This window comes from Microbacterium sp. NPDC055665 (assembly GCF_053618035.1).
In genome coordinates, this window is the sequence record NZ_JBSHGY010000001.1 from 497331 (window position 1) to 518634 (window position 21304).

Consider the following 21304-nt stretch of genomic DNA (forward strand, 5'->3'; position numbering starts at 1 on the left):
TCACTCGCCTTCCACCCGGAGCACCGAGACGACCCGGGCGACGACCGTGCTGTCGGCGAGAGCGTCGACGGTGGCACTGAGCGCCTGCTCGGTCGCGCGGTGCGTGCCGATGATCAGACGGGCGGTCGGCTCGTCTTCGCCCTCGACGGTCTGCACGACCGTCGCGACGGAGACTCCGCCGTCGCTGAGGATTCCGGCGACCGTGGCGAGCACGCCCGGCGCATCCGCGACCTCGAGCGTGATCTGGTAGCGGGTGGTGACGTGTCCGATCGGAACGACCGGAAGGTTGGCCCTGGTCGACTCTCCCACTCCGACGCCCCCGGCGATGTGACGGCGAGCGGCGGAGACGACGTCACCCAGCACGGCCGAGGCGGTCTGGACGCCACCTGCTCCCGCGCCGTAGAACATCAGGGATCCGGCGGCCTCCGCCTCGACGAAGACGGCGTTGTTGGCGCCGTGCACGGATGCGAGGGGGTGCGAGTTCGGCACGAGTGCCGGGTAGACGCGCACCGAGATCGACTCGGCGCCGTTGGCCTCGATGCGCTCGCACACCGCGAGCAGCTTGATGACGAAACCCGCAGCGCGAGCCTCCTCGATCATGGACGGCGTGATCGAGGTGATGCCCTCGCGGTAGACGGCTTCGAGCGGCACGGCCGTGTGGAATGCGAGGCTCGCGAGGATGGCGGCCTTCTGCGCGGCGTCGTAGCCCTCCACGTCGGCGGTCGGGTCGGCCTCGGCGTATCCCAGACGCTGCGCATCGGCGAGCACGTCGGCGAAGTCGGCGCCCTCGGAGTCCATCCGGTCCAGGATGTAGTTCGTCGTGCCGTTCACGATGCCCATGATGCGCACGACCCGGTCGCCGGCGAGCGAGTCGCGCAGTGGCCGGATGATCGGGATCGCACCGGCGGCCGCGGCTTCGTAGTAGACGGATGCGCCCACGCGATCGGCGGCCTCGAACAGCTCAGGGCCGTGCGTGGCGAGCAGCGCCTTGTTGGCCGTGACGACGTCGGCACCTGAGCCGATCGCCTGCAGGATGCTGGTGCGGGCGGGCTCGATGCCGCCGATCAGCTCGATCACGATGTCGGCGCCCAGGATCAGCGACTCCGCGTCGGTGGTGAAGAGCTCCTTGGGGAGATCGACGTCACGCGGCGCATCCACGTCGCGCACCGCGATGCCGGCGAGCTCCAGTTCCGCACCGGCACGGTCGGCCAGTTCGTCGCCGTGGCGCAGCAGGAGCGCCGCGACCTGCGACCCGACCGCTCCGGCACCCAGCAGTGCCACACGAAGTCGTCGGTATTCAGTCATGGTTGCTCCTTCGGAGGTGGGTCATTGTTCTCCCTCGGGGGCGTTCGCCCCGTCGATGCCCGCGTCACGGGCGAGCACGTCGTCGACGGTCTCGCCTCGGACGATGACCGTCGATCGTCCATCGCGCACGGCGACCACGGGCGGACGCGGTACATGGTTGTAGTTGCTCGCCAACGGCACGCAGTAGGCACCGGTGGTCGGCACGGCGAGCAGGTCGCCGGGCACCAGATCTTCGGGCAGGTATTCGTGGTCGACCACGATGTCGCCGGATTCGCAGTGCTTGCCGACGACCCGGCTGAGTCGAGGCTCACCGGACCCGATGCGCGAGGCGAGGCGCGCCGAGTACTGGGCGCCGTACAGCGCGGGGCGCGCGTTGTCGCTCATGCCGCCGTCGACGCTCACGTATCGGCGCACGGCGCCCGTCGCCACGGTCACGTCCTTGGTGGTGCCGACCTCGTAGATGGTGACGCCCGCGGTGCCGACGATGGCACGACCCGGCTCGAACGACAGGGCGGGAACGGGGATGCCGCGTGCAGCGCAGCCCTCCGCGACCGAGGTGACGATCGCGTCGGCGAGTCCTTCGATCGGAGTCGGGTCGTCCACGCGCGTGTAGGCGATACCGAAGCCACCGCCGAGGTTGAGCTGCGGCACCGGACCGCCTTCGAGCAGGGTGGCGTGCAGGTCGAGCACGCGGGATGCGGACTCGCGGAAGCCGGCGACGCCGAAGATCTGCGAACCGATGTGGCAGTGCAGTCCGGCGAAGACCAGACCCGGGATCTCGCGGATGCGGGCGACGGCGGTCTCGGCCTCCGGGAGCGGGAACCCGAACTTCTGGTCCTCATGAGCCGTGGCGAGGAAGTCGTGGGTCTCGGCGTGCACGCCGCTGATGACGCGGACCAGCACCCGCTGCGTCGCGCCGGTGCGAGCGGTGATCGCCGCGAGCCGTTCGATCTCGATGGCACTGTCGACGATGATCGTCCCGACGCCCACCTCCACGGCACGCTCGAGCTCGGCGACGGACTTGTTGTTGCCGTGGAAGCCCAGCGACCCGGGTGCCACACCGGCCGCGAGGGCGACGGCCAGCTCTCCCCCCGTGCAGACGTCGACGCGCAGACCTTCGTCGACCACCCAGCGCGCGACCGTCGTGCACAGGAACGCCTTGCCCGCGTAGTACACCTGAGCCGTGGTGCCGTTGTCGGCGGCGGCGCGATCGAACGCGAGCCGGAACCGCCGGGCTCGCCCGCGTACCTCTTCTTCATCGAGCACGAGCAGCGGCGTGCCGTAGGTGCGGGCGAGGGCGGTGGCGCTGACACCGGCGATGTCGAGCACACCGTCGCCATCACGGGTCGCGGACGCCGGCCAGACGCCGTCGGCGAGGTCGTTGGCGTCATCGGGCACAGCGAGCCATTCCGGAGCGAGCGAATCGGCAGGGAGAAGCACTGATCACCAATCGTGGGAAGGATCTCGGGCGGGGTCGCGCACATCGAGGTTGACCCGATTCTAGGGCACCGACCGCGTGTCCCTGATCATGGTGACGCGCCGCGTCAAGCCCCTGCAACAGCCTGTCTCAGCCTCCTAGGGTGGGGGCGTGGCGAACACTGAAACGACGAAGGACTCCCCCGCGCGTCCGGGACTGATCCCGCGCATCACCGGACCGATCATCGCGTGGGCACTCGCGCGCCGGCCGGTGCGCGCCGCGCTGCTGTACACCGAGCGCCGCGGGCCGATGCTCGCCGACAGCGTCACCTACCGCGCCCTCTTCAGCGTGTTCGCGGGGGTGCTGCTGGGCTTCTCGATCGCGGCTCTGTGGCTCGCCGGGAACCCGGTGGCGTGGCAGGCGATCATCGACGCCGTGCAGTCGGCCGTGCCCGGGCTCATCGGCGAGGACGGCGTGATCAAGACGACGGACCTCCAGGCGCCGGCGTCCTTGTCGCTCGCAGGGATCATCTCGCTCGTCGCTCTCGTCGGCGCCGCACTCGGCGCCATCGGATCGCTCCGCACGGCCGTGCGAGTGCTCGCGGGCACGGTGCAGGCCGACATCCTGTGGATCTGGGTGATCCTCCGCAACCTCGCGCTGGCCATCGGCATCGGCCTGGCGTTCGTGCTCTCCGCCGCCGTCACCTTCGCCGGGCAGCTGGGCGTCTCCTGGATCGCGGATCTGCTGGGCCTGCCCGCCGACGCACCGGTCGTGGCCTGGACCGTGCGCCTGCTCTCCCTCGTCGTCGTCTTCGCCCTCGACACGGCGATCATCATCGGGGTCTTCCTCCTGCTCTCCGGGGTGCGGCCGTCGGCACGTTCGCTCTGGCCGGGAGCACTGCTGGGTGCACTGGGCCTGCTGATCCTGCAGGAGCTGTCCGGACTGTTCGTGGGCGGAGCGACGAGCAACCCGCTTCTCGCCTCCTTCGCTTCGCTGCTCGCGCTGCTGATCTGGTTGAACTTCTCGGCGCAGGTGATGCTGTTCGCGTGCGCCTACATCGTGACAGCCGAGGAGGAGAAGTCCGATCGGGTGCACGCCCGCTTCGCGGCGACGACCTTCGTCCAGCGGCGTCTGCAACGCGCCGAGGTCGACGTCAAGGTCGCCACCGCGGAGCTGCGCGCCGCACAGGAGGCGGCGTCCGCCGAGAAGTCCGCGTAGCCGCATCGCGCCTCGTTGTGACCGAACCGGCTATGTTGGTCACAACGAGAGGACGCCATGGACGCCCGACGCACGGTCATCGACCTTCCGCATGCCGCGGTCTCCGCCCTGGAGTGGCGGCCGGCTGCGGAGACCGGGCTTCCCGTCCTGCTCCTGCACGGCGGCGGTGCCGACAGCGCCGAGCTCTCGTGGGGCGAGGTCGGGCCCGCACTCGCGGACGCGGGGCACCGAGTCATCGCGCCGGATCATCCCGGATTCGGGCACAGCCCCCGGGCCGACTGGCCCCTCACCCAGGAGAGACTCGTGCGGCACGTCGGCGAGCTGGTCGACGCGCTCGGTCTGGGCGAGTACGCGATCGCGGGACTCTCCCTCGGCGGCGGGATGAGCGTCGGGCACTTGCTCGATCAACCCGGCCGGGCTCGGACCGCCATCCTGCTGGGCTGTTACGGCCTGATGCCCCGTCTCGCCGACGGGTTCCGCGGACGGATCACTCAACTGACCTCATTCCTCCTGCTGCGCTCCGGGCTGCTGGCCGCGATGACCCGCTCCTACGCACGGAACCGCCCCGCGATGGAGCGCGGTCTCCGCGACCTGGTGCGCAACCCGCAGGCACGCACCCCCGAGCTCGTCGATGCGGTCCTCGCCGAAGCCGCCGGAGGAACTAGTCTCGAGTCGTTCGGACAATGGCAGCGCGATCAGGTGCTCTGGAATCGGCTGCGAACGGTCTACACGGATCAGCTCGCGGGCATACGCACTCCCACGCTGCTGGTGCACGGCGATCGCGACACCGGAGTTCCCGTCGCTCGCATCGAGACGGCGGCCGCACTTCTGCCTTCCGGATCGCTCCGGCTCGTCCCCGGAGCCGGCCACTGGGTGCAGCGCGACCGACCCGACCTCGTCATCCCCGCGATGCTCGAACAGTTGAGGAGTGCCGGTGCCCCGACCACGGATACCTGACCGACGGGAGCGCATCCTCGATGCGGCCCGAGCGCTCGTGCTCGCGCACGGGTTCGATGCCATGAGCGTCGCCGCGATCGCCGAGGGCGCCGGCATCGCGAAGGGCGCCGTGTACCTGGAGTTCGCCGGCAAGCGCGACATCCTCGACGCGCTGCTGCTGCAGGGCAACCTGCGCATGGCCGATCGGGTCCGAGGCGAACTCGGTGAGCATCCTCGTCTCAGCGATGCCTGTCGCGCGACGGCACGCGCGCTGCTCGACGACCCCCTGATGACCGCTGCCTTCCTCGACGATCAGGGCATCCTCGGCTCCCACGTGATGGAGGAGACCGACGGGCGCTACCGCGAGCGCCATCAGCGGGTCGTCGAGTGGGTCCGCGAGCTGCAGGAGCGCGGCCTGATCGTCATGGATGTCGATCCGCGCACGCTCGCTCTGGCGCTGTCGAGCACGACGATCGGGCTGCTCTCGGCGGCGCGGCTGCTCGGACCGCTCGACCCGGCACTGCTGGAGGGCACGATCGACACCATCGGGCGGATGTCCGCGGCCTTCGAGACGGAGAGATGATGCACCTGGAAACCTTCGGGCGCACGGGCGAACCCCCGCTGCTGCTCCTGCACGGCGGTGGCGTGGCCGGGTGGATGTGGGAGCCGATTCGCGCGCACCTGCCTCCTCACGCGAGGGTGCTGGTGCCGGACCTCCCCGGTCACGGCCGCAGCGCGGCGCAGTCGTACGCCTCGCATCGCGCGACGGTCGACCTGCTCGCGCGCATCCTCGAGAAGGAGGGACGCCCGGCCACCGTCGTCGGGTTCTCCCTCGGAGCACAACTCGCCGTGCTGCTCGCCGCTGTGCGACCCGAGCTCGTCGAAAGGACCGTGGTGATCAGCGCCCAGGCGCTGCGCCTGCGCATGACCGGACCGACACTGGCTCTGCTCGGCGCGACCGCCGGGCTCGCGAGGAACGAGAGGTTCGCACGGCTGCAGGCGCGGGAGCTCTTCGTGCCGGAGCCTCATCTGGCCGACTACCTCCAGACGTCGTCGTCCCTCTCCCGCGAGACGCTGCTCACCTCGGTCGAGGAGAATCTGCGGTTCGCGCCACCCGCCGGATGGTCGACGTTCCCCGGAGCGGCACTGATCCTGGTCGGGGCAGCGGAGAAGAAGCTCATGAGGCGCTCGGCCGCAGCGCTGCACGCCGCACTCCCCCACAGCACGCTCGAGGTCGTCGACGGATGCGGACACGGCATCCCGCTGCAGCGCCCGGAGTGGCTCGCGCAGCGCATCGAGGAAGCGCGTCGCGGATGACAGTGCCCATCCGAACCGATCAGCGCGGGCAGACGCCCTTGTCCTGCAGCGATGTGTCGGTGACGATCGCCCCGTCCACGTCGATGTCGATCACGGCTGCGCCGTCGACGATCTCCAGTCCGGTGAGGGTGAGCCCGGCCGGCAGCTGATCGGCGATGCACACCCGCTGCGGCCTCGTCAGCCCCTCGCCGAGTGACCCCAGCGTCGAGCCGACCTGGTCGAGGTCGATGTCGAGTCCGCCGATGCTCGCGGCGACCGGCGTGAGCTCCAGGTCCCCTTCCACGGCGCCAGGCGTGAGCGTCAGGGAGAGCGGCACGGCTGCCCCGAACACGGTGATCGAGCCGCTCACCGTCGCATTGGGGGCAGCGAACTCGACCGACTCGACGGGAAGCTCGGTGCCGGTGAGCAGCGAGGTGAATTCCTCCTGATCGATGCGGATGGTTCCCGCAGCTCCCCCCAGATCGCCGCCGCGCAGCGGGACGGCGGTCGCAGTGACGTCGGCCGCGCCCGTGATCTCCTCCAGCGTCACCGAGTCCGTCGACAGGTGCAGCGTGTCCAGGGACCCGCTGATGAGCTGCGGGAGCAGCAGTCCCTCCGTCTCCACCTCGAGCTGCTGGTCCGCAGGGAGATCCAGCTGCTCGATGACGATCGACCGCACGGTCCCGGGGAGGACCGCGCGGGCGATGAACTCGGCGGCGACCACCAGCAGCGCCAGAACGACCACCACGATCAGCAGCACCCACGGCCAGCGGCGGCGCTTCCGCGGCGCGGGAGCGGCCTGCTGACCGGCGGCGTTCCCCGGGATCACGAGCGTCGGATGCTCGGCCGAGGCGTCCGGATACGGCAGGGTGTGGTTGTCGTCGCTCATGCCTGCCATCCTGCCGTACCCGACCGGATGGCAGCGCTCATCACATGCGCTCGGGCGCACTCACTCCGAGCAGATCGAGGCCGTTGCGGAACACCTGACCGGCGGCGTCGTTCAGCCACAGACGCGTGCGGTGCACACTCTCGATCGGGTCGTCACCCTGGGGGATCACACGGCAGTTGTCGTACCAGCGGTGGTAGAGCCCCGCGAGCTCCTCGAGGTAGCGGGCGACGCGGTGCGGCTCGCGGACCTCGGCGGCGAACGCGACGATGCGGGGGAACTCCTGCAGCGCTCCCAACAGAGCGGCCTCGGACTCATGCGTGAGCGTCTCCGGGGCGAACTCCGAGCGGTCGACGCCCGAATCGGCCGCGTTCCGCCCGACGTTGTGCGTGCGGGCGTGGGCGTACTGCACGTAGAAGACGGGGTTGTCGTTCGTGCGCTTCTGGAGCAGCTCCGGATCCAGGTCGAGCGGCGAATCGGCGGGCGACCGCTCCAGCGAGTACCGCAGCGCGTCGGTGCCCAGCCAGTCGAGCAGGTCGTCCATCTCGATGATGTTGCCCGCCCGCTTGCTGAGGCGTGCGCCGTTGATCGACACCATCTGCCCGATCAGCACCTGGACGTTCTTCTCCGGGTCTTCACCCGCGGCACCGGCGACCGCCTTCAGGCGGTGCACGTAGCCGTGGTGGTCGGCCCCGAGGAGGTAGATCTTGTTCTGGAAGCCACGATCGCCCTTGTTCAGGTAGTACGCGGCATCGGCGGCGAAGTAGGTGTACTCGCCGTTCGAACGGCGGATCACGCGGTCCTTGTCGTCCCCGAAATCGGTCGTGCGCACCCAGACGGCGCCCTCCTCGTCGAAGACGTGTCCCTGCTCGCGCAGGCGGTCGACGGCCTGGTCGATCAGGCTCGTGCCCGATGCGTCCTTCGCATGCAGCGTGCGCTCGGAGAACCAGACGTCGAACGGCACGTTGAACCGCTCGAGCGAACTCTTGATCTCGGCGAGCTGGAACTCGTAGGCGAGCTCCATCGCGACGGTCAGCTGCTGGGCGTCGGGAAGCTGCAGCAGGTCGGGACGCGACTCGAGCACCCGGCCGGCGAGCGTCGCGATGTACGCACCGGGGTACCCGCTCTCGGGCGTCGGCTCACCCTTCGCGGCCGCGAGCACGGAGACGGCGAAGCGGTCCATCTGCGCTCCGGCGTCGTTGATGTAGTACTCGCGCACCGCATGCGCTCCGCTGGCGAGCAGCAGTCGCACGATCGAGTCGCCGAGCGCCGCCCAGCGGGTGTGCGCGATGTGCAGCGGCCCGGTCGGGTTGGCCGAGACGAACTCGACGTTCACGCTGACGCCGGCCTGCGACGCGTTGGTGCCGTAGGCGGTGCCGGCATCGACGATGACCTTCGCCAGCGCACCCGCTGCGGCGGCATCCAGACGGATGTTGATGAATCCGGGACCGGCGACCTCGGTGCTCGCGATGCCGTCGACGGCGGCGAGGCCGTCGGCGATCTGCTGCGCGAGCTCACGCGGATTCGTGCCGAAGGGCTTCGCGAGCCGCATGGCGATGTTCGATGCCCAGTCGCCGTGCTCGCGGTTGCGCGGACGCTCCAGCACGATGTCGGCCGCGGAGACTCCGAGAAGCTCGCCGGGACGTCGTTCCTCGGCGATCGGAGCGAGGACGGCGAGGACGGCGGCAGCGAGGGTTTCGGGGTTCATAGCCTCCCCAGTTTACGGGTCGGGGACAGGCCATCCGACGGCGCGGGGCGCGCGGAATTCGTAATCGGCGCGCAGTGATCTACTCTCATCCCATGAAGGCCCCCGCCACCCGTCGTCGACTGCGCACCGCAGGGGTCGCCATCGCCCTCGTCCTCGCCGTCTCGGCAGGCGTCTTGGGCATGTGGCGGCCGTGGACAGCAGCACCCTCCGCAGCGCCCGTCGGAGCCCCGGTCGCGGCGGCCGGTGCGGCCTCCGAGGCGGTCGCACCCGCGCCGCTCGCCCTGCCCGATCACCCAACCGTGCTCGTGTTCGGAGATTCGTGGACCTACGGCTCGGCCGCGACCGATCCGACGCTCGGCTATGCGTACGTCCTGGCCGACCTGATCGGCGGCGAGACCATCGTCGACGGCGTCCGCGGGAGCGGGTACCTGAAGCCCGGACTCGACGGCCCGGCCTTCGGGGAGCGCATCGCAGCACTCGACCCCACACTCGCACCTGACCTCGTGATCATCCAGGGCTCGATCAACGACCGGGCTCGGGGCGTCGAGGGCTACCGCGAGGCCGTGACCGCCGCCTGGGACGCCCTGTCCGCGACATACCCGGATGCCGTCATCGTCGTGCTGGGACCGGCGCCGCACGAACTGCCGGTCGGCGCCGCGACCGCGCGGATCGACGCTGACCTCGGGGAGCTCGCCGGAGCCCGCGGCTGGTGGTACATCTCCCCCATCGCTCAGAACTGGATCACCGAGCAGAACTACCTCGACGTGATCGACGTCGAGGTCGGGCGCAAGCATCCGTCCACCGACGGGCACCGGTATCTGGCCGAGAAGCTCGCCTCCGCGCTCGAAGAGCTGCGCGCCGCACCGGTCACCGAAGCCGGTGGGTCGGAGACGACCCCCGACGAGTGATATTGTCGATCGGTACGCCTCCGTAGCTCAGTGGATAGAGCGCCGGTTTCCGGTACCGTAGGTCGCAGGTTCGACTCCTGTCGGGGGCACATCGGGTTGTACGCGGATGGTATGTGATCACGTACGCGTAACCCCCAAGTACGAGAAAAGCCGCCTGGTTTCAGGCGGCTTTTCTCGTTGCTGCTCATGTTTGTTGGCGGTTCGTACCCCCGCTGCACCATTTAGGCGCAGAAAAGGCTCGATGGCCGGCACCGAAACCCGCTTCTGGGTATGCTGGCGCCGACCTTCGAGCCGGTGGGGTATGAAGTATCGACCCTGTCGTGAGCTATGTACGGACAGGGTTTCGTCGCGCTCGCCCACGCTGGTGGGTAACGCGCTGGAGTGCCGAGTTACGACGCGGCTTGCGTTGCTTCGCGCGCGGTGCCTCGATGCCCGCCTCGTAGTCGTCGCCGTCCTCGGTCTTCTGCGCGGCGAAGTCGATGATCTTGTCGAGGTTCGCCGCGACGACGGTCATCGTGGCGAGGAAGTACTGGGCTGCGGAGCCGCGTAGGCGTCGGCGGGAACCGTCCTCGAGCGCGTGAGTGCCGCCGTCCTTGAGGTAGGCGTTGAAGGATTCAACGCTGTTGCGGCCATGGCCATACATCTCGCGCCACTCCTTGGAACCGTACTGGTACTCCTGAGCGAACTTGCCTCCCGCTTCTGCGGGGAAAGTGGTACTCGTCTTGTTGTCGCAGACCTTCGCGGGCCCTTCGACCGGTCGCCTGATGATGGTCAGAGGGACCTTGCCGGATGCCAAATTGGTGGGCTTGCGCGGGCAAGACGCGGTCGGTGAGTTGCCAGCTGCGGGGCACATCCAGGGGGTGCGTCCCTTCGCGTCCGGCAGCTCTTTGCGGCTGAAGAGATACGGGGCGCGCGCCGCTACGTCGCTCTGCCACTGATCCAGGCGAGACTGAGCCCAACACAGCGGGGACGACCTGGGTGGGGAACGCGCCGAAGAAGACGCGCAGTGGCGGCTCTTCCGCGTCTGCGACCTCCAGGATTGCCGGTCCCGTGCCTGCGGGATTGCCGATAGCCGCATCCCCCATCTGCTCGTACTGTGCGGCGAGGTTGGCGCGCAGTTCGTCGTACTGGGGCTGCGCCGCCGCGTGGACGGCGCTGCTGCCCGCCCAGTCGGTGGCGAATCCGCCCGGCTCCACCAGCGTCACCTTGATCCCGAAGCCCGCGACTTCCTGAACGAGAGACTCGGTCAGACCCTCGAGCGCCCACTTGGACGCGTGATATCCGGCGGTTCCGGGGAACGCGGTGACTCCACCGACGGTGGAGATCTGGATGATGTGCCCGGCGCCCTGTTCACGCAGGATCGGCAGCACCGCTTGCGTGACGTGGAACACACCGAACAGGTTGACCTCGAGCTGGTCGCGCAGTTGCTTTTCGGTGATCTCCTCGACGGTGCCGAAGAGTCCGTAGCCGGCGTTGTTGACGACGACGTCCAGGCGTCCGAAGGTGTTGCGCGCCTCGGCGACGGCGTCGAAGACGCGCTCGCGGTCGGTGACGTCGAGTTGCAGGGGAAGGATGAGGTCGCCGAATTCTTCGACGAGGTCGGCGAGGTCGTTGGTGTCGCGGGCGGTCGCTGCGACCTGGTCGCCTCGTCCGAGGACGGCCTTCGCGAACTCCTTACCGAAGCCGCGGCTGGCGCCGGTGATGAACCATGTCTTGCTCATGGTGTCCTTTCATTGGGGGGGGTACGGTCAGGCCTGAGCGAGTCCGACGCGGCGGGCGCTCTCCGTCCAGAACGCGTCCGCGAGATCGGCGTCGACGGACTGGGAGGTGGGGCGCTTCAGCGGCGTGCGCTTGTCGGTGTAGTACTCGCCCGATGTCCAGGTCACTCCGGGGGTGCCGTTGGCGAGCCAGGCGAGGTTGTCCGCCCCATACTGCGGAGTCGACAGCATCTTCGCGAGAGGTGTGTTGTAGATGAGCTTCATCCATGCGCTGCCCTCCTCCTTGGCGAAGTTGGAAGAGATGTTGCCGGGATGGAAGGCGACCGCGTTCAGACCCTGGTCGTGGAATCGCTTGTGCAGCCCCTTGGTGAAGAGGATGTTCGCGAGCTTGGAGTTGCCGTATGCCCGCATGGTCGCGTAGTTGCTGTGCTGGTAGTCGAGATCCTCGAGATCGAGCTTCGCCATGGAATGCCCGACGCTCGAGGTGTTCACGACGGTGGCGTTACTCGTTGTCAGCACGTCCATCAGCAGGTTGGTCAACAGGAACGGCGCATAGTGGTTCACCTGCATCGTGCGCTCATTGCCGTCCTGGGTCATGACGTAAGTGGCGAAGAGCCCGCCGGCATTGTTCGCGAGAACGTCGATCTGGTCGGTCGCGGCGCGGAGCTGGTCAGCGAGGCGCCGGACGTCGTCCAGCTTCTCGAAGTCCGCGATGAAGGTCTCTGCGCCCAGAGGGCGCGCGACCGCCGTCAGCTTGTCCGCGCGGCGGCCCACGAGCAGCAAACGGTCCCCCTGTTCGGCAAAGGTATGGGCGGCGGCGGCACCGATGCCGTCTGAGGCTCCGGTGATGACGATGGTTCGCTGAGGCATGTTCTCTCCTGAAGGTAACGGTAAACTGAACGCTGAGTTCAGTTTAACATGAACGGCTAGTTCATGTTCGGTAAGCGAGGAGAATAGGCTCATGGCGAGCGAACAACGGCCGCTGCGAGCGGATGCCGTCCGCAATCGCGCGAAGATCGTGCAGGCCGCCCGCGCGGAGATCGCGGAGCGCGGCATCGACGTCGGTATGGATGAGATTGCGCGCGCCGCCGGGGTTGCGGTCGGAACGCTCTACCGACACTTCCCCACGAAGGCCGCACTGGTCGCCGGAATCGTGTCGGAGTACGTGGAGGCGACCGCCATCGACGCCGAAGAGTCACTCGCTCGCGTGCGAGCGCGTGACACATCAGCCCTCGATGAAGTCGCCGGATTCATTGAGCGTGTGGGAGAGTCTGCGTCGGCTCATCACGTCGTGAAGGCTGCCGCACGCAACCTCGGAGTCGACGCCTCCCACGATTCGGCCGCTGAGGCTCGCATCTCTGCCGCCTTTGAAGAGATCCTGCGCCTCGGACAGGCATCCGGCGCCCTGCGCGACGGCTTCACGGTGAGCGACTTGTTCCTGCTTCTGACCACGGTGCCGGTGGACCTCCCGGCGGATGCCCGCCAGAGATGGGTGCAGCTCGTGCTTCCCGGAGTCGCCGCCGGCACGTAGCTAGCGGCGCAGCTCTCCTCCGTCGCACCGAAGTTCCGCCCAGGTCCGGCTACCGGACGATGTCCACCGTCACGGGCCCGTCGAGGGCGTCGAGCTCGCTTCGCGTGGCGGTGAACGTACCGAGTTTGAGCGTCGCGTCCGAGTAGGCGATGCCGCTGGCGTCGTAGTAGAAGCCGAGGTTCCCCCAGGGGGTGTAGTAGATGAGGTCCCCGTCCTCGGGGTCGAAGCCGGACGTTCCTTCCCACGCGAGCTCTCGGGGGAGGTAGGAGATCTTCTCCTTCTGGTTGAAGTCTTCCAGGGAGAGTTCCAGGGGAAGCATCGAGAGGAAGTCTCTGACGGCCGGGCTGTCCTCCGCCATCACCACGTCCGCGTGGTTGTCGTCGTTGCTGAAGCGGACGATGATCTCGCCTTGAGTGTCTCCAGGGACTGGCGCCTCCGTCGACGGCGCCTCAAGGGACGGTGAGGCGGAGGGTTGCGGCGTCGGAGCCGAGGAGGCGCGTTCGGACGGTGCGGGCGCGCACCCCGCGGCCAACGTCGCGGTTACCGCGAGGGCGGCGAGGGAGAGCCGTAGCCTTCGACTCATCGTCATGTGTCCTCATCGGCGAACGCGGCTCGTGCGGCCCCGATGGCGGCCATGGCGCGGGGCCACCCGGTGTAGAAGGCGAGGTGTGTGATGGTCTCGATGAGTTCCTGTTCGGTGATGCCGTTGTCTCGTGCGTAGCCGAGGTGGAAGGTCAGTTGGTCCGTGGCGCCGAGCGTCACCAGCGCGGAGACGGTGGCGAGGCTGCGGTCGCGTGGAGAGAGCTCGGGGCGAGCCCAGACCTCGTCGAAGAGGATCTTGTCGGTGTAGTGCGCGAGTGCGGGGGCGATGTCGCCCACGGCTCGTTGCCCTCCGGTCCATCCGGTCATCGTGTTGCCTTCCCTTCGTACTCGTCGTCGGTGATGTGTTCCTTCCACACGGTGGTGGTTGCGGGGTCGTCGCCGTTCTCGAGCATCGCGATGTGCTCCATGAACGTGTCACCTGCGGATGCGTGCCAGTGATCCTGGCCTGGCGGGGTGTACAGCGTCTGTCCGGGGTAAACCTCGATGATCTCGCCGTCGCGAGTGCCGAAGCGGGCGATTCCCTGCGTGACTCGCAGGTACTGTCCGCGGGCGTGCGAGTGCCAGGCGGTGCGGGCGCCGGGAGCGAACTTGACGACTGCGACCGACATGCGCTGGTCGTCCTCGTGCGGGACGGCGATCATGTCCACCCAGACGTCTCCGGCGAACTGCTCAGGCGGGTTCTTGGCGGTGGCTGCGGCGGGTTCGACGTTCATCTGTGGTCCTCCTGTTCATCGTGGGGCGGACGGGCAGCCCGTCCGCCCCACAGCGGTTCAGACGGTCAGCAGCACCTTGGTGGCGGTGCGCTGATCCATGGCGGTGTACCCCTCGGCAGCCTGCTCGAGCGGGAGCGTGAGGTCGAAGACCACGCCGGGATCGATCTTGCGATCCCAGATGAGCTGGATGAGCTCGGGCAGGAAGCGACGGACGGGTGCCGGGCCTCCGTGCAGGGTCACGCCGGAGAAGAACAGTTCGAATCCGTCGAGGGAGACGTCGTGCGAGACGCCGACGTATCCGACGTGGCCGCCGGGTCGGGCGGAGCGGATCGCCTGTTCCATGGATGCCTGCGTGCCGACCGCTTCGATGACGGAGTGCGCGCCGAGTCCGTCGGTCAGCTCCTTGACCTTCGCGACTCCTTCATCGCCGCGCTCTTCGACGATGTCGGTGGCGCCGAACCGACGCGCGAGTTCCTGCCGGTCGGCGTGGCGCGACATCGCGATGATGCGCTCGGCACCGAGCTGCTTGGCTGCGAGGATGCCAAGCAGGCCGACAGCTCCATCGCCGACGACGGCGACGGTCTTACCCGGTCCGGCGTTCGCCGCGACGGCAGCGAACCACCCCGTGCCGAGCACGTCGGAGGCGGCGAGCAGGGAAGGGATCAGATCCTCGTCGGGCTGGCCGGGAGTGGCGACGAGCGTGCCATCGGCGTTCGGGATCCGGGCGAGTTCCGCCTGAGTGCCCTCGGCCCCGATGGGCGTGCGGTGCACGCAGTGGGACTGGTAGCCGCCCTGACAGATCTCGCAGGTGTTGTCGGAGGTGAAGAAGCTGCCGACGACGAAGTCCCCGACGGCGACGTTCTTGACGTCTGCACCGATCTCGGTGACGACGCCGACGTACTCGTGCCCCATCGGCTGAGGCGTCTCCTGCAGATCCTCGGCGCCGCGATAAGGCCAGAGGTCGGATCCGCAGATGCAGGTGGCCGAGAGCCGGATGATGGCGTCGGTGGGTTCGAGGATCACGGGGTCGGCGCGGTCTTCGACTCGCACGTCGCCGGGGGCGTACATCATGACTCCACGCATGGTGGTGTCCTTTCTCTGGGGGTCAGTGGATGGTTGCGGATGCCGTGGTCACGGCAGGTTCGGGCGCGTGATGACGCGGCCGGGCGATGAGGATGCATGCGAGGGCGGCGAGCACGGCCGAGACGGTGGTGACGACGCCGAGTGGCAGGATGCTGAGCGCTCCGGCGACGCCGACGAAGGGTGCCGCGATACCACCGAAGCCGAAGCGAGCCATTCCGAGGAGAGAGGCTGCGGTGCCCGCCATCTGCGGATATCCGCTGAGTGCGATGGCGGTCGCGGGCGGGGAGGCGATGGCTACGCCGCTGGCCAGCGTGAACAGGGAGAGGACGACGACCCAGAGGGGGACGGCCACCACACCGGCGAGAAGCAGCCCGAGAGCTCCGGCCGCGGTCACGGCCACGCCGACGGCGAGCATGCCGCCCACGCTCCATCTCTCTGCCGCTTGCCCTGCGAAGTGACCGAACACCATGAAACCGGCGGAGTTCAGACCGAACGCGGCGGCGTACCACTGCGGGGAGAGCCCGTAGATGTCCTGCAGGACGAAGGTGGCACCGGAGAGGTAGGCGAACAATGCGGCGTAGAGGAACCCCTGGTTGAGTACCGCTCCGAGGAACGCGCGGTCCCGCAACAGCGTTCCGAAGTCGCGGAGGGTGTGACCGAACCCACCGGAGGTGCGCTGGTCACGTGGAAGCGTCTCCCCGAACACGAAGAGAACGAACGCGAGGATCGCAGCTCCCGCGACGGCGAGGAACACGAACAGACCGCGCCAATCGGTGAACGTCGTCAGAACTCCGCCCAGCAGCGGACCGACGATGGCCGCGAGGCCGCCCACGACGGTCAGTCGTGCGTAGAACCGGATCAGCTGCGAGCCGGCATAGACGTCGCGGCCGGCCGCGTTCGCGATGACGATCCCCACTCCGCCGGCGAGCCCCTGCACGAAGCGGGCGGCGATGAGTGTCTCGACCGTCGGGCTGAACGCGCACAGCAGCGACGTCGCCACGTAGGCGACGATCCCGATCACGAGGACGATCCGTCGGCCGTACCGGTCGGACAGCGGCCCGGCGAGCAGCTGGCCCGCAGCGAGCCCGATGAGGCACGCGGTGACAGTGAGCTGCGCGACGGACGTCGCCGCACCCAACTGCTGCGTGAGCGCCGGAAGCGCGGGCAGGTACAGGTCCATGGAGATCGGACCGAACACGGTCAGCACCAGCAAGAGCGCAGGCAGCATCCGACTCATCTTCGGTTGCGTGGCGGAGGACATCATGCACACCAGTGTTCTCCGCCCGACGGGTCGTCGGGAGTCCCTGGCGAGAGGTGTACTGACAGGGAACCCTTCGCGTGACATAGCGCTTGCAGAATGAGAGGCTCGGACCACCTGAGGAGTATCAACCGATGAGAGTACGACTGTCCGCCGCTGCCGGTCCAGATTTCAGCGCGGAGCTCTTCCCGCACCCTGTGGCGGCCGAGTTCGTGTCGCAGCTGCCCGTCACGCTGACGTTCTCGGACTTCAACGGCGTCGAGAAGGTCGCCACCCTGGATTCACCCCTGAGCGTCACAGGTGTCCCGGATGCAGACTCCCCGCATCCGGGCGAGATCGGATACTACGCGCCGACACGGGGCATCGTGCTCCATTACGGCCACGTCGGCCAGTGGTCAGGACTCGTGAGAATGGGGACACTCGATCTGCCGGTCGAGGAGATCCAGGCACTGCCGGATGGCACCAGCATCCGCATCACGTCGCTGAGCGACGAGGCCTGAGATGTCGCTGATCCTGGTGACCGGGGCGTCCACCGGTCTCGGCCTCGCCACCGCGCGGGCCCTCGCTGGCGACGGGCATGATGTCGTCGTGCACGCGCGCACACTCTCTCGCGTGCCTCGCGGCGGGTGGCGGGGAACCCTCACCGGGGACCTCACCGACGTCGACGCTGTGAAGCAGCTTGCCCGAGAAGCTGACGCGTTCGGTCGGTTCGACGCCGTCGTGCACAATGCCGGGGCGCTGCATTCGCCGGACGCTGTGCGGGTCAACACCCTCGCACCCTACGTTCTTACCGCGTCGATGCATCGTCCTGAGCGGCTCATCTACCTGAGCAGTTCCATGCATCGCGGTGGAGGCACCGACCTTACGGGCTTGCGGAGCGGTTCCGGATCGTACAGCGACAGCAAGCTCTGGGCGACGGCCATGGCCCTCGCTCTCGCGACTCGTTGGCCAGACACCCTCGTCCATGCGGTGGACCCCGGATGGGTGCCAACGAGGATGGGCGGTTCCGGGGCGCCGGACGACCTTCGCGAAGGGCACCTCACCCAGGTGCACCTGTCGACCGCCGAGTCGATCACGCCGCGCACCGGCGGGTACTGGCACCATCTGAGCACCCAGCGGCCCGCTGCCGCAGCGGCGGACTCGATCTTCCACGAGCACCTGCTCGCCGCGCTCGCAGAGACCACAGGCGTGACACTCGCCGGATGAATGGCGGCGTGAGGGGTGCACTCTCAGGGCATCCCTCCCGCGGGGCAGGAACCGTACGCTGATCCCATGGACAATCGAGCAGAGGTTCGCGAGTTCCTGATGACGCGCCGCGCGCACCTGACTACGGAGTCTGCGGGCCTTCCTGCAGGAACGAACCGGAGAGTGGCAGGACTGCGTCGCAGCGAGGTCGCCATGCTCGCCGGTGTCTCCGTGGAGTACTACAGCAAACTCGAGCGCGGAGCCATCGCCGGAGCATCCGCGTCCGTGCTGGACGCCGTCTCCCGTGCTCTGCAGCTCACCGACGCCGAGCATTCCCACCTGCTCGACCTGGCCCGGGCCGCTGACGGCATACCGTCTTCCGGCCGCAACCGCCGTCGAGCCGTGAGGACCTCCGCGCCGCGCCCGAGCCTGCAATGGGCCCTGGACTCCATCACCGACGCCGTCGCGTTCGTTCGCGACCAGCGACAGAACCTCATCGCGACCAACGCGCTCGGACGCGCGTTCTACTCCCCGGTCATCGGCGACGGCGGGCGAGTGCCCAACCTCGCTCGGTTCCAGTTCCTCGACCCCGCGGCCCACGACTTCTATCCCGACTGGGACCTGTTCGCCGAGATGTGCGTCGCGGTCATCCGCGCCGAGGCAGGACGAGACCCGCATGACAAGGGCATCCAAGACCTCGTCGGGGAGCTCTCGACTCGTAGCGATGTCTTCCGGACGCTCTGGGCGGCGCACAACGTCCGCACGCACGGTTCGGGCATCAAGCGCTTCCAGCACCCGGTGGTGGGCGAGCTCACCCTGGTCTACGAGGAACTCGCTCTCACCGCGGAACCCGGGCAGGTCATGCTGATCTACTCTGCGGAACCGGGCTCGCCGTCGGCGGAGCGCTTGGCCCTTCTCGCCTCCTGGGCTGCCGAGAGCTCGGTACGCACCACTCCTCCCGCGTAAACGCGGACGAGACGCGACCCGGGCGGAGCAGCTACCAGCGGCGTCATGGGCGCGACGGGATCTCCTTCGGTGCCGCCAGGGCCACCTCGCTCTGGGTGTCGACCCAGGTGGCGAGCAGCGTGAGGTTGTCGGCCGAGGGCGTACCCGGGTCGGCGGTGTACGTGGTGATGGAGAGGTGGCGGTCACCAGGTAGAGCGAAGTCGTTATAGGTGACATCCAGCAGCCCGGCAACGGGGTGATTGATGACCTTTCGGCCACGCATGTGCCGGTGCACGTTGTGCTTCGCCCATCGCTGACGGAAGTCAGCGCTACGGGTCGACAGCTCGCCGACCAGCTGGGTGGTCTGCTGGTCCAATGGGTCGCGTCCGGCGGTCGCGCGAAGAACGGCGACGCAGAGATCTCTCGCATCGTCGAGGTTCGTGTAGAAGTCCGCTGCACGGCTGTCCAGGAATGCGAACAGAGCGAAGTTCGGGCGCTGACTACCATCGAGCAAAGCGCTGTAGAGCGCGCGGCCGAGGCCGTTGGCGGCGAGAATGTCTAGTCGCTCGTTCTGCACCACCGCAGGGACTGTCATGGAGTCCAGCACCTGTTGCACCGACGACGAGATGGGCGATGCCTTCGCGGGTGATTTTCGGCGCGGACTCGGCGCGACGTTGCGGGCGAGGTCGTTCAGGTGCGCGCGTTCGTCGGCATCCAATTGCAGTGCGCGCGCTACCGCGTCCAGGACGCTCTCCGAGGCACCGCCGATCTTTCCCCGTTCCATCCTCGTGTAGTACTCCACGCTGAGTCCTGCGAGCATCGCGACTTCCTCCCGGCGCAGGCCCGCTACGCGCCTGTCGCTCCCACCCGCAAACGGCAGTCCCGCCATCTCCGGGGTGATCCGTGCCCGGCGGGTCATCAGGAAGTCCTTGATCTCATGCTCGATCTGCATACAGAGAGGTTACGTCTCGTGTTCCGGCGGTGGGGTTCCCTGTCAGGGACTGCCACGAGCTGGTCTTCGGACGGAGCATGGAATCACCCGCCCACGTGGGACGTGCTGCACTTGCGCCGCCCACACGTGAGCGGCGACGAAAGGAACGAGCTAATGACCGCCTGGTCTACTCCTGACATCACCCGCATCGCGGCTACAGACGACCTGCATATCGCCCCGTTCCGTGCAGACGGATCGACCTACGGCACGCCCACCTGGATCTGGTCCGTCGTCGTCGATGGTCGGCTGTTCGTCCGCGCCTGGAACGGCACGCGTTCCCGGTGGTACCAGTCGGCGATTGCGCAGCGCGGCGGCCGGATCACCGCAGCAGGCGACACGTTCGAAGTGACGTTCGCGCCCGCAGACAGTGCCCTCGAAGGTCAGATCGACGCTGCATACCGCCGCAAGTACGACGGCAGCAGCTACCTGCCCCCGATGCTCGCCGCCGGCCCCCAGGCGGCGACCGTCGAGATCACACCCCGCGCAACCGCGTGATTCAAAGAAACGAGACACCTATGAAGATCGCCATCATCGGCACTGGGATGGTCGGACGCGGCCTCGCCGCGCGCCTCGCCGGCCTCGGCCACGACGTCGCCATCGGCACCCGCGATGTCGACGACACTCTCGCCCGGACCACGGCCGACGGGATGGGCACACCGCCATTTGCCCAGTGGCAGCAGGGCAACCCCCAGGTGCGTCTCCTCCCCCTCCCCGACGCGGGTAAGCACGGTGAGGTCGTCATCAACGCCTCGAACGGACAGAACGCCCTCGCGGCGCTCGAAGGCGTCGGTGCCGCCCCGTTGGCCGACAAGGTCCTGCTCGATCTCGCGCTCCCCCTCGACCTCTCGAAGGGATTCCCGCCGACCCTCACCGTCTCCAATACTGACAGCCTGGGCGAGCAGATCCAGCGTGCCTTCCCGGACACTCGAGTCGTGAAGTCGCTGACGTCGGTGTACTACCAGGTGATGATCGACCCCACCCGAGTACCAGGCCCGCACAGCATCTTCGTCGCCGGCGACGACTCCGACGCCAAGCACGTCGTCGAGGGACTCCTCGGCGAATTCGGATGGCCGACCGAGTCCATCATCGACCTGGGCGACATCACCGGAGCCCGCGGCGTGGAAATGTACGCCCGCCTGTTCTTCACCCTGTACAACGCGTTCGGGACGTTCGACTTCAACATCAACGTCACGCGCGCGAACTGAACCCCAAAGAACAGCGAAAGAGAAATGATGAACAACACTGCAATCCTGCCCAGCGTCGGAGAGACCTGGCTCGCCGACCTCGGCCCCGACACCCCGCTCGGACACTTCACCGTTGAGATCGCCTTCGAAACCGAAACGCGCGTGTCGTTCCTCGTGACCGGAGGCGCCATCAAGGGTCGCACCGAGACGATGGAGTACACCACCACCCAGGTCCGCGGCGGCCTCTACGTGGTGCGGTGGACCGAACCCGATTCCCTCGACCACGTCACCCACATCGAGGACTACACGAACGGAACTTGCATGGCCTCATCCGTCGTCGGTGGAGAATTCGTGCAGCTGCACGGCACCTGGACCAAGGTGCGCTGAGCGCCGACGCTGACCCACGCTTCCATGCGTGA

25 protein-coding genes and 1 tRNA gene are annotated in these 21304 nt (G+C 68.0%); 13 read left to right on the top strand and 13 right to left on the bottom strand.

What is annotated here, in order from left to right; all coding sequences use genetic code 11:
• Together ACWGO6_RS02410 and lysA are read right to left on the bottom strand one after the other, a co-directional pair.
• Window positions 1-1305: a homoserine dehydrogenase gene (locus ACWGO6_RS02410; RefSeq protein WP_136043233.1), complete on the bottom strand. Its 1305-nt coding sequence runs from the start codon at window positions 1303-1305 to the stop codon at window positions 1-3.
• Window positions 1306-1326: 21 nt separating this feature from the next.
• Entirely contained in the window at window positions 1327-2745 is a 1419-nt protein-coding gene (lysA, locus tag ACWGO6_RS02415) for a diaminopimelate decarboxylase (RefSeq protein ID WP_136043232.1), read from the bottom strand.
• A gap of 148 nt (window positions 2746-2893) precedes the next feature.
• Here lysA and ACWGO6_RS02420 point away from each other — a divergent pair, with 148 nt between their 5' ends.
• Genes ACWGO6_RS02420 through ACWGO6_RS02435 form a run of 4 tightly spaced genes read left to right on the top strand, consistent with a single transcriptional unit; the run spans window position 2894 to window position 6193 of the window.
• Window positions 2894-3940 carry a YihY/virulence factor BrkB family protein gene (locus ACWGO6_RS02420; protein WP_452325747.1) on the top strand — a complete coding sequence of 349 codons (1047 nt, stop codon included), beginning with the start codon at window positions 2894-2896 and terminating at the stop codon, window positions 3938-3940.
• A 57-nt stretch (window positions 3941-3997) separates the two neighbouring features.
• Entirely contained in the window at window positions 3998-4897 is a 900-nt protein-coding gene (locus ACWGO6_RS02425; protein WP_136043230.1) for an alpha/beta fold hydrolase, read from the top strand.
• Entirely contained in the window at window positions 4875-5459 is a 585-nt protein-coding gene (locus ACWGO6_RS02430) for a TetR/AcrR family transcriptional regulator (RefSeq protein WP_452325748.1), read from the top strand. Before ACWGO6_RS02425 ends, ACWGO6_RS02430 begins: the two co-directional genes overlap by 23 nt.
• Complete coding sequence (locus ACWGO6_RS02435) at window positions 5456-6193, top strand: alpha/beta fold hydrolase (protein WP_452325749.1); 738 nt, start codon at window positions 5456-5458, stop codon at window positions 6191-6193. Before ACWGO6_RS02430 ends, ACWGO6_RS02435 begins: the two co-directional genes overlap by 4 nt.
• Window positions 6194-6212: 19 nt before the next feature.
• Here ACWGO6_RS02435 and ACWGO6_RS02440 read toward each other — a convergent pair whose 3' ends face one another.
• Together ACWGO6_RS02440 and argS are read right to left on the bottom strand one after the other, a co-directional pair.
• Window positions 6213-7061 carry an LmeA family phospholipid-binding protein gene (locus ACWGO6_RS02440; RefSeq protein WP_452325750.1) on the bottom strand — a complete coding sequence of 283 codons (849 nt, stop codon included), beginning with the start codon at window positions 7059-7061 and terminating at the stop codon, window positions 6213-6215.
• Between the two features lie 40 nt (window positions 7062-7101).
• Window positions 7102-8766, bottom strand: a complete 1665-nt coding sequence (gene argS / locus ACWGO6_RS02445) for an arginine--tRNA ligase (RefSeq protein WP_452325751.1) — start codon at window positions 8764-8766, stop codon at window positions 7102-7104.
• Between the two features lie 92 nt (window positions 8767-8858).
• Here argS and ACWGO6_RS02450 point away from each other — a divergent pair, with 92 nt between their 5' ends.
• On the top strand, window positions 8859-9674 hold the full coding sequence (locus tag ACWGO6_RS02450; RefSeq protein ID WP_452325752.1) for an SGNH/GDSL hydrolase family protein: 816 nt from the start codon (window positions 8859-8861) through the stop codon (window positions 9672-9674).
• A gap of 16 nt (window positions 9675-9690) precedes the next feature.
• Window positions 9691-9763, top strand: a tRNA-Arg gene (locus tag ACWGO6_RS02455).
• A gap of 236 nt (window positions 9764-9999) precedes the next feature.
• Here the strand turns inward: ACWGO6_RS02455 and ACWGO6_RS02460 are convergent.
• Genes ACWGO6_RS02460 through ACWGO6_RS02470 form a run of 3 tightly spaced genes read right to left on the bottom strand, consistent with a single transcriptional unit; the run spans window position 10000 to window position 12262 of the window.
• On the bottom strand, window positions 10000-10317 hold the full coding sequence (locus ACWGO6_RS02460; RefSeq protein WP_452325753.1) for a hypothetical protein: 318 nt from the start codon (window positions 10315-10317) through the stop codon (window positions 10000-10002).
• Window positions 10289-11395 carry an SDR family NAD(P)-dependent oxidoreductase gene (locus ACWGO6_RS02465; protein ID WP_452325754.1) on the bottom strand — a complete coding sequence of 369 codons (1107 nt, stop codon included), beginning with the start codon at window positions 11393-11395 and terminating at the stop codon, window positions 10289-10291. The genes ACWGO6_RS02460 and ACWGO6_RS02465 overlap by 29 nt, the downstream gene beginning before the upstream one ends.
• Window positions 11396-11422: 27 nt before the next feature.
• The gene (locus ACWGO6_RS02470; protein WP_452325755.1) at window positions 11423-12262 is read right to left on the bottom strand and encodes an SDR family NAD(P)-dependent oxidoreductase; all 840 of its coding nucleotides are present in this window, start codon (window positions 12260-12262) and stop codon (window positions 11423-11425) included.
• A gap of 91 nt (window positions 12263-12353) precedes the next feature.
• Here ACWGO6_RS02470 and ACWGO6_RS02475 point away from each other — a divergent pair, with 91 nt between their 5' ends.
• Window positions 12354-12923 carry a TetR/AcrR family transcriptional regulator gene (locus ACWGO6_RS02475; RefSeq protein WP_136043342.1) on the top strand — a complete coding sequence of 190 codons (570 nt, stop codon included), beginning with the start codon at window positions 12354-12356 and terminating at the stop codon, window positions 12921-12923.
• A 49-nt stretch (window positions 12924-12972) separates the two neighbouring features.
• On the opposite strand, the gene ACWGO6_RS02480 is transcribed toward ACWGO6_RS02475, so the two are convergent.
• From ACWGO6_RS02480 to ACWGO6_RS02500, 5 genes are read right to left on the bottom strand one after another with little or no spacing between them, the layout of a single operon-like run.
• Complete coding sequence (locus ACWGO6_RS02480; protein WP_452325756.1) at window positions 12973-13512, bottom strand: cyclophilin-like fold protein; 540 nt, start codon at window positions 13510-13512, stop codon at window positions 12973-12975.
• Window positions 13509-13832: a carboxymuconolactone decarboxylase family protein gene (locus ACWGO6_RS02485; protein WP_194764287.1), complete on the bottom strand. Its 324-nt coding sequence runs from the start codon at window positions 13830-13832 to the stop codon at window positions 13509-13511. Before ACWGO6_RS02485 ends, ACWGO6_RS02480 begins: the two co-directional genes overlap by 4 nt.
• Complete coding sequence (locus tag ACWGO6_RS02490) at window positions 13829-14239, bottom strand: cupin domain-containing protein (protein ID WP_452325757.1); 411 nt, start codon at window positions 14237-14239, stop codon at window positions 13829-13831. Before ACWGO6_RS02490 ends, ACWGO6_RS02485 begins: the two co-directional genes overlap by 4 nt.
• Before the next feature lie 57 nt (window positions 14240-14296).
• On the bottom strand, window positions 14297-15322 hold the full coding sequence (locus ACWGO6_RS02495; protein WP_452325758.1) for a zinc-dependent alcohol dehydrogenase family protein: 1026 nt from the start codon (window positions 15320-15322) through the stop codon (window positions 14297-14299).
• A gap of 22 nt (window positions 15323-15344) precedes the next feature.
• Complete coding sequence (locus ACWGO6_RS02500; RefSeq protein ID WP_452325759.1) at window positions 15345-16586, bottom strand: multidrug effflux MFS transporter; 1242 nt, start codon at window positions 16584-16586, stop codon at window positions 15345-15347.
• A gap of 128 nt (window positions 16587-16714) precedes the next feature.
• Here ACWGO6_RS02500 and ACWGO6_RS02505 point away from each other — a divergent pair, with 128 nt between their 5' ends.
• The 3 genes from ACWGO6_RS02505 (at window position 16715) to ACWGO6_RS02515 (ending at window position 18731) form a co-directional block, all read left to right on the top strand.
• Complete coding sequence (locus ACWGO6_RS02505) at window positions 16715-17080, top strand: cyclophilin-like fold protein (RefSeq protein WP_452325760.1); 366 nt, start codon at window positions 16715-16717, stop codon at window positions 17078-17080.
• Window position 17081: 1 nt separating this feature from the next.
• On the top strand, window positions 17082-17786 hold the full coding sequence (locus ACWGO6_RS02510; protein WP_452325761.1) for an SDR family NAD(P)-dependent oxidoreductase: 705 nt from the start codon (window positions 17082-17084) through the stop codon (window positions 17784-17786).
• A gap of 66 nt (window positions 17787-17852) precedes the next feature.
• A complete protein-coding gene (locus tag ACWGO6_RS02515; RefSeq protein ID WP_452325762.1) occupies window positions 17853-18731 on the top strand; it encodes a helix-turn-helix domain-containing protein in 879 nt (292 codons plus the stop codon).
• Between the two features lie 43 nt (window positions 18732-18774).
• On the opposite strand, the gene ACWGO6_RS02520 is transcribed toward ACWGO6_RS02515, so the two are convergent.
• The gene (locus ACWGO6_RS02520) at window positions 18775-19629 is read right to left on the bottom strand and encodes a helix-turn-helix transcriptional regulator (RefSeq protein WP_452325763.1); all 855 of its coding nucleotides are present in this window, start codon (window positions 19627-19629) and stop codon (window positions 18775-18777) included.
• A gap of 186 nt (window positions 19630-19815) precedes the next feature.
• Between ACWGO6_RS02520 and ACWGO6_RS02525 the strand changes: the two genes are divergently transcribed.
• The 3 genes from ACWGO6_RS02525 to ACWGO6_RS02535 are packed head-to-tail and all read left to right on the top strand — an operon-like array spanning window position 19816 to window position 21272.
• The gene (locus ACWGO6_RS02525; protein ID WP_452325764.1) at window positions 19816-20196 is read left to right on the top strand and encodes a DUF2255 family protein; all 381 of its coding nucleotides are present in this window, start codon (window positions 19816-19818) and stop codon (window positions 20194-20196) included.
• A 20-nt stretch (window positions 20197-20216) separates the two neighbouring features.
• The gene (locus tag ACWGO6_RS02530; RefSeq protein ID WP_452325765.1) at window positions 20217-20906 is read left to right on the top strand and encodes an NADPH-dependent F420 reductase; all 690 of its coding nucleotides are present in this window, start codon (window positions 20217-20219) and stop codon (window positions 20904-20906) included.
• Window positions 20907-20933: 27 nt separating this feature from the next.
• A complete protein-coding gene (locus tag ACWGO6_RS02535; RefSeq protein ID WP_452325766.1) occupies window positions 20934-21272 on the top strand; it encodes a MoaF-related domain-containing protein in 339 nt (112 codons plus the stop codon).
• Window positions 21273-21304 lie beyond the last annotated feature (32 nt).

Coding starts and splice junctions, on each gene's coding strand:
- ACWGO6_RS02460 (WP_452325753.1), bottom strand. CDS start 10,317: ATGTATGGCCATGGCCGCAACAGCGTTGAATCCTTCAACGCCTACCTC.
- ACWGO6_RS02435 (WP_452325749.1), top strand. CDS start 5,456: ATGATGCACCTGGAAACCTTCGGGCGCACGGGCGAACCCCCGCTGCTG.
- ACWGO6_RS02505 (WP_452325760.1), top strand. CDS start 16,715: ATGAGAGTACGACTGTCCGCCGCTGCCGGTCCAGATTTCAGCGCGGAG.
- ACWGO6_RS02535 (WP_452325766.1), top strand. CDS start 20,934: ATGAACAACACTGCAATCCTGCCCAGCGTCGGAGAGACCTGGCTCGCC.
- ACWGO6_RS02510 (WP_452325761.1), top strand. CDS start 17,082: ATGTCGCTGATCCTGGTGACCGGGGCGTCCACCGGTCTCGGCCTCGCC.
- ACWGO6_RS02520 (WP_452325763.1), bottom strand. CDS start 19,629: ATGACCCGCCGGGCACGGATCACCCCGGAGATGGCGGGACTGCCGTTT.
- ACWGO6_RS02410 (WP_136043233.1), bottom strand. CDS start 1,305: ATGACTGAATACCGACGACTTCGTGTGGCACTGCTGGGTGCCGGAGCG.
- ACWGO6_RS02465 (WP_452325754.1), bottom strand. CDS start 11,395: ATGAGCAAGACATGGTTCATCACCGGCGCCAGCCGCGGCTTCGGTAAG.
- ACWGO6_RS02485 (WP_194764287.1), bottom strand. CDS start 13,832: ATGACCGGATGGACCGGAGGGCAACGAGCCGTGGGCGACATCGCCCCC.
- ACWGO6_RS02525 (WP_452325764.1), top strand. CDS start 19,816: ATGACCGCCTGGTCTACTCCTGACATCACCCGCATCGCGGCTACAGAC.
- ACWGO6_RS02490 (WP_452325757.1), bottom strand. CDS start 14,239: ATGAACGTCGAACCCGCCGCAGCCACCGCCAAGAACCCGCCTGAGCAG.
- ACWGO6_RS02500 (WP_452325759.1), bottom strand. CDS start 16,586: ATGATGTCCTCCGCCACGCAACCGAAGATGAGTCGGATGCTGCCTGCG.
- ACWGO6_RS02425 (WP_136043230.1), top strand. CDS start 3,998: ATGGACGCCCGACGCACGGTCATCGACCTTCCGCATGCCGCGGTCTCC.
- ACWGO6_RS02530 (WP_452325765.1), top strand. CDS start 20,217: ATGAAGATCGCCATCATCGGCACTGGGATGGTCGGACGCGGCCTCGCC.
- ACWGO6_RS02475 (WP_136043342.1), top strand. CDS start 12,354: ATGGCGAGCGAACAACGGCCGCTGCGAGCGGATGCCGTCCGCAATCGC.
- ACWGO6_RS02440 (WP_452325750.1), bottom strand. CDS start 7,061: ATGAGCGACGACAACCACACCCTGCCGTATCCGGACGCCTCGGCCGAG.
- argS (WP_452325751.1), bottom strand. CDS start 8,766: ATGAACCCCGAAACCCTCGCTGCCGCCGTCCTCGCCGTCCTCGCTCCG.
- ACWGO6_RS02495 (WP_452325758.1), bottom strand. CDS start 15,322: ATGCGTGGAGTCATGATGTACGCCCCCGGCGACGTGCGAGTCGAAGAC.
- ACWGO6_RS02470 (WP_452325755.1), bottom strand. CDS start 12,262: ATGCCTCAGCGAACCATCGTCATCACCGGAGCCTCAGACGGCATCGGT.
- ACWGO6_RS02450 (WP_452325752.1), top strand. CDS start 8,859: ATGAAGGCCCCCGCCACCCGTCGTCGACTGCGCACCGCAGGGGTCGCC.
- ACWGO6_RS02480 (WP_452325756.1), bottom strand. CDS start 13,512: ATGACGATGAGTCGAAGGCTACGGCTCTCCCTCGCCGCCCTCGCGGTA.
- ACWGO6_RS02515 (WP_452325762.1), top strand. CDS start 17,853: ATGGACAATCGAGCAGAGGTTCGCGAGTTCCTGATGACGCGCCGCGCG.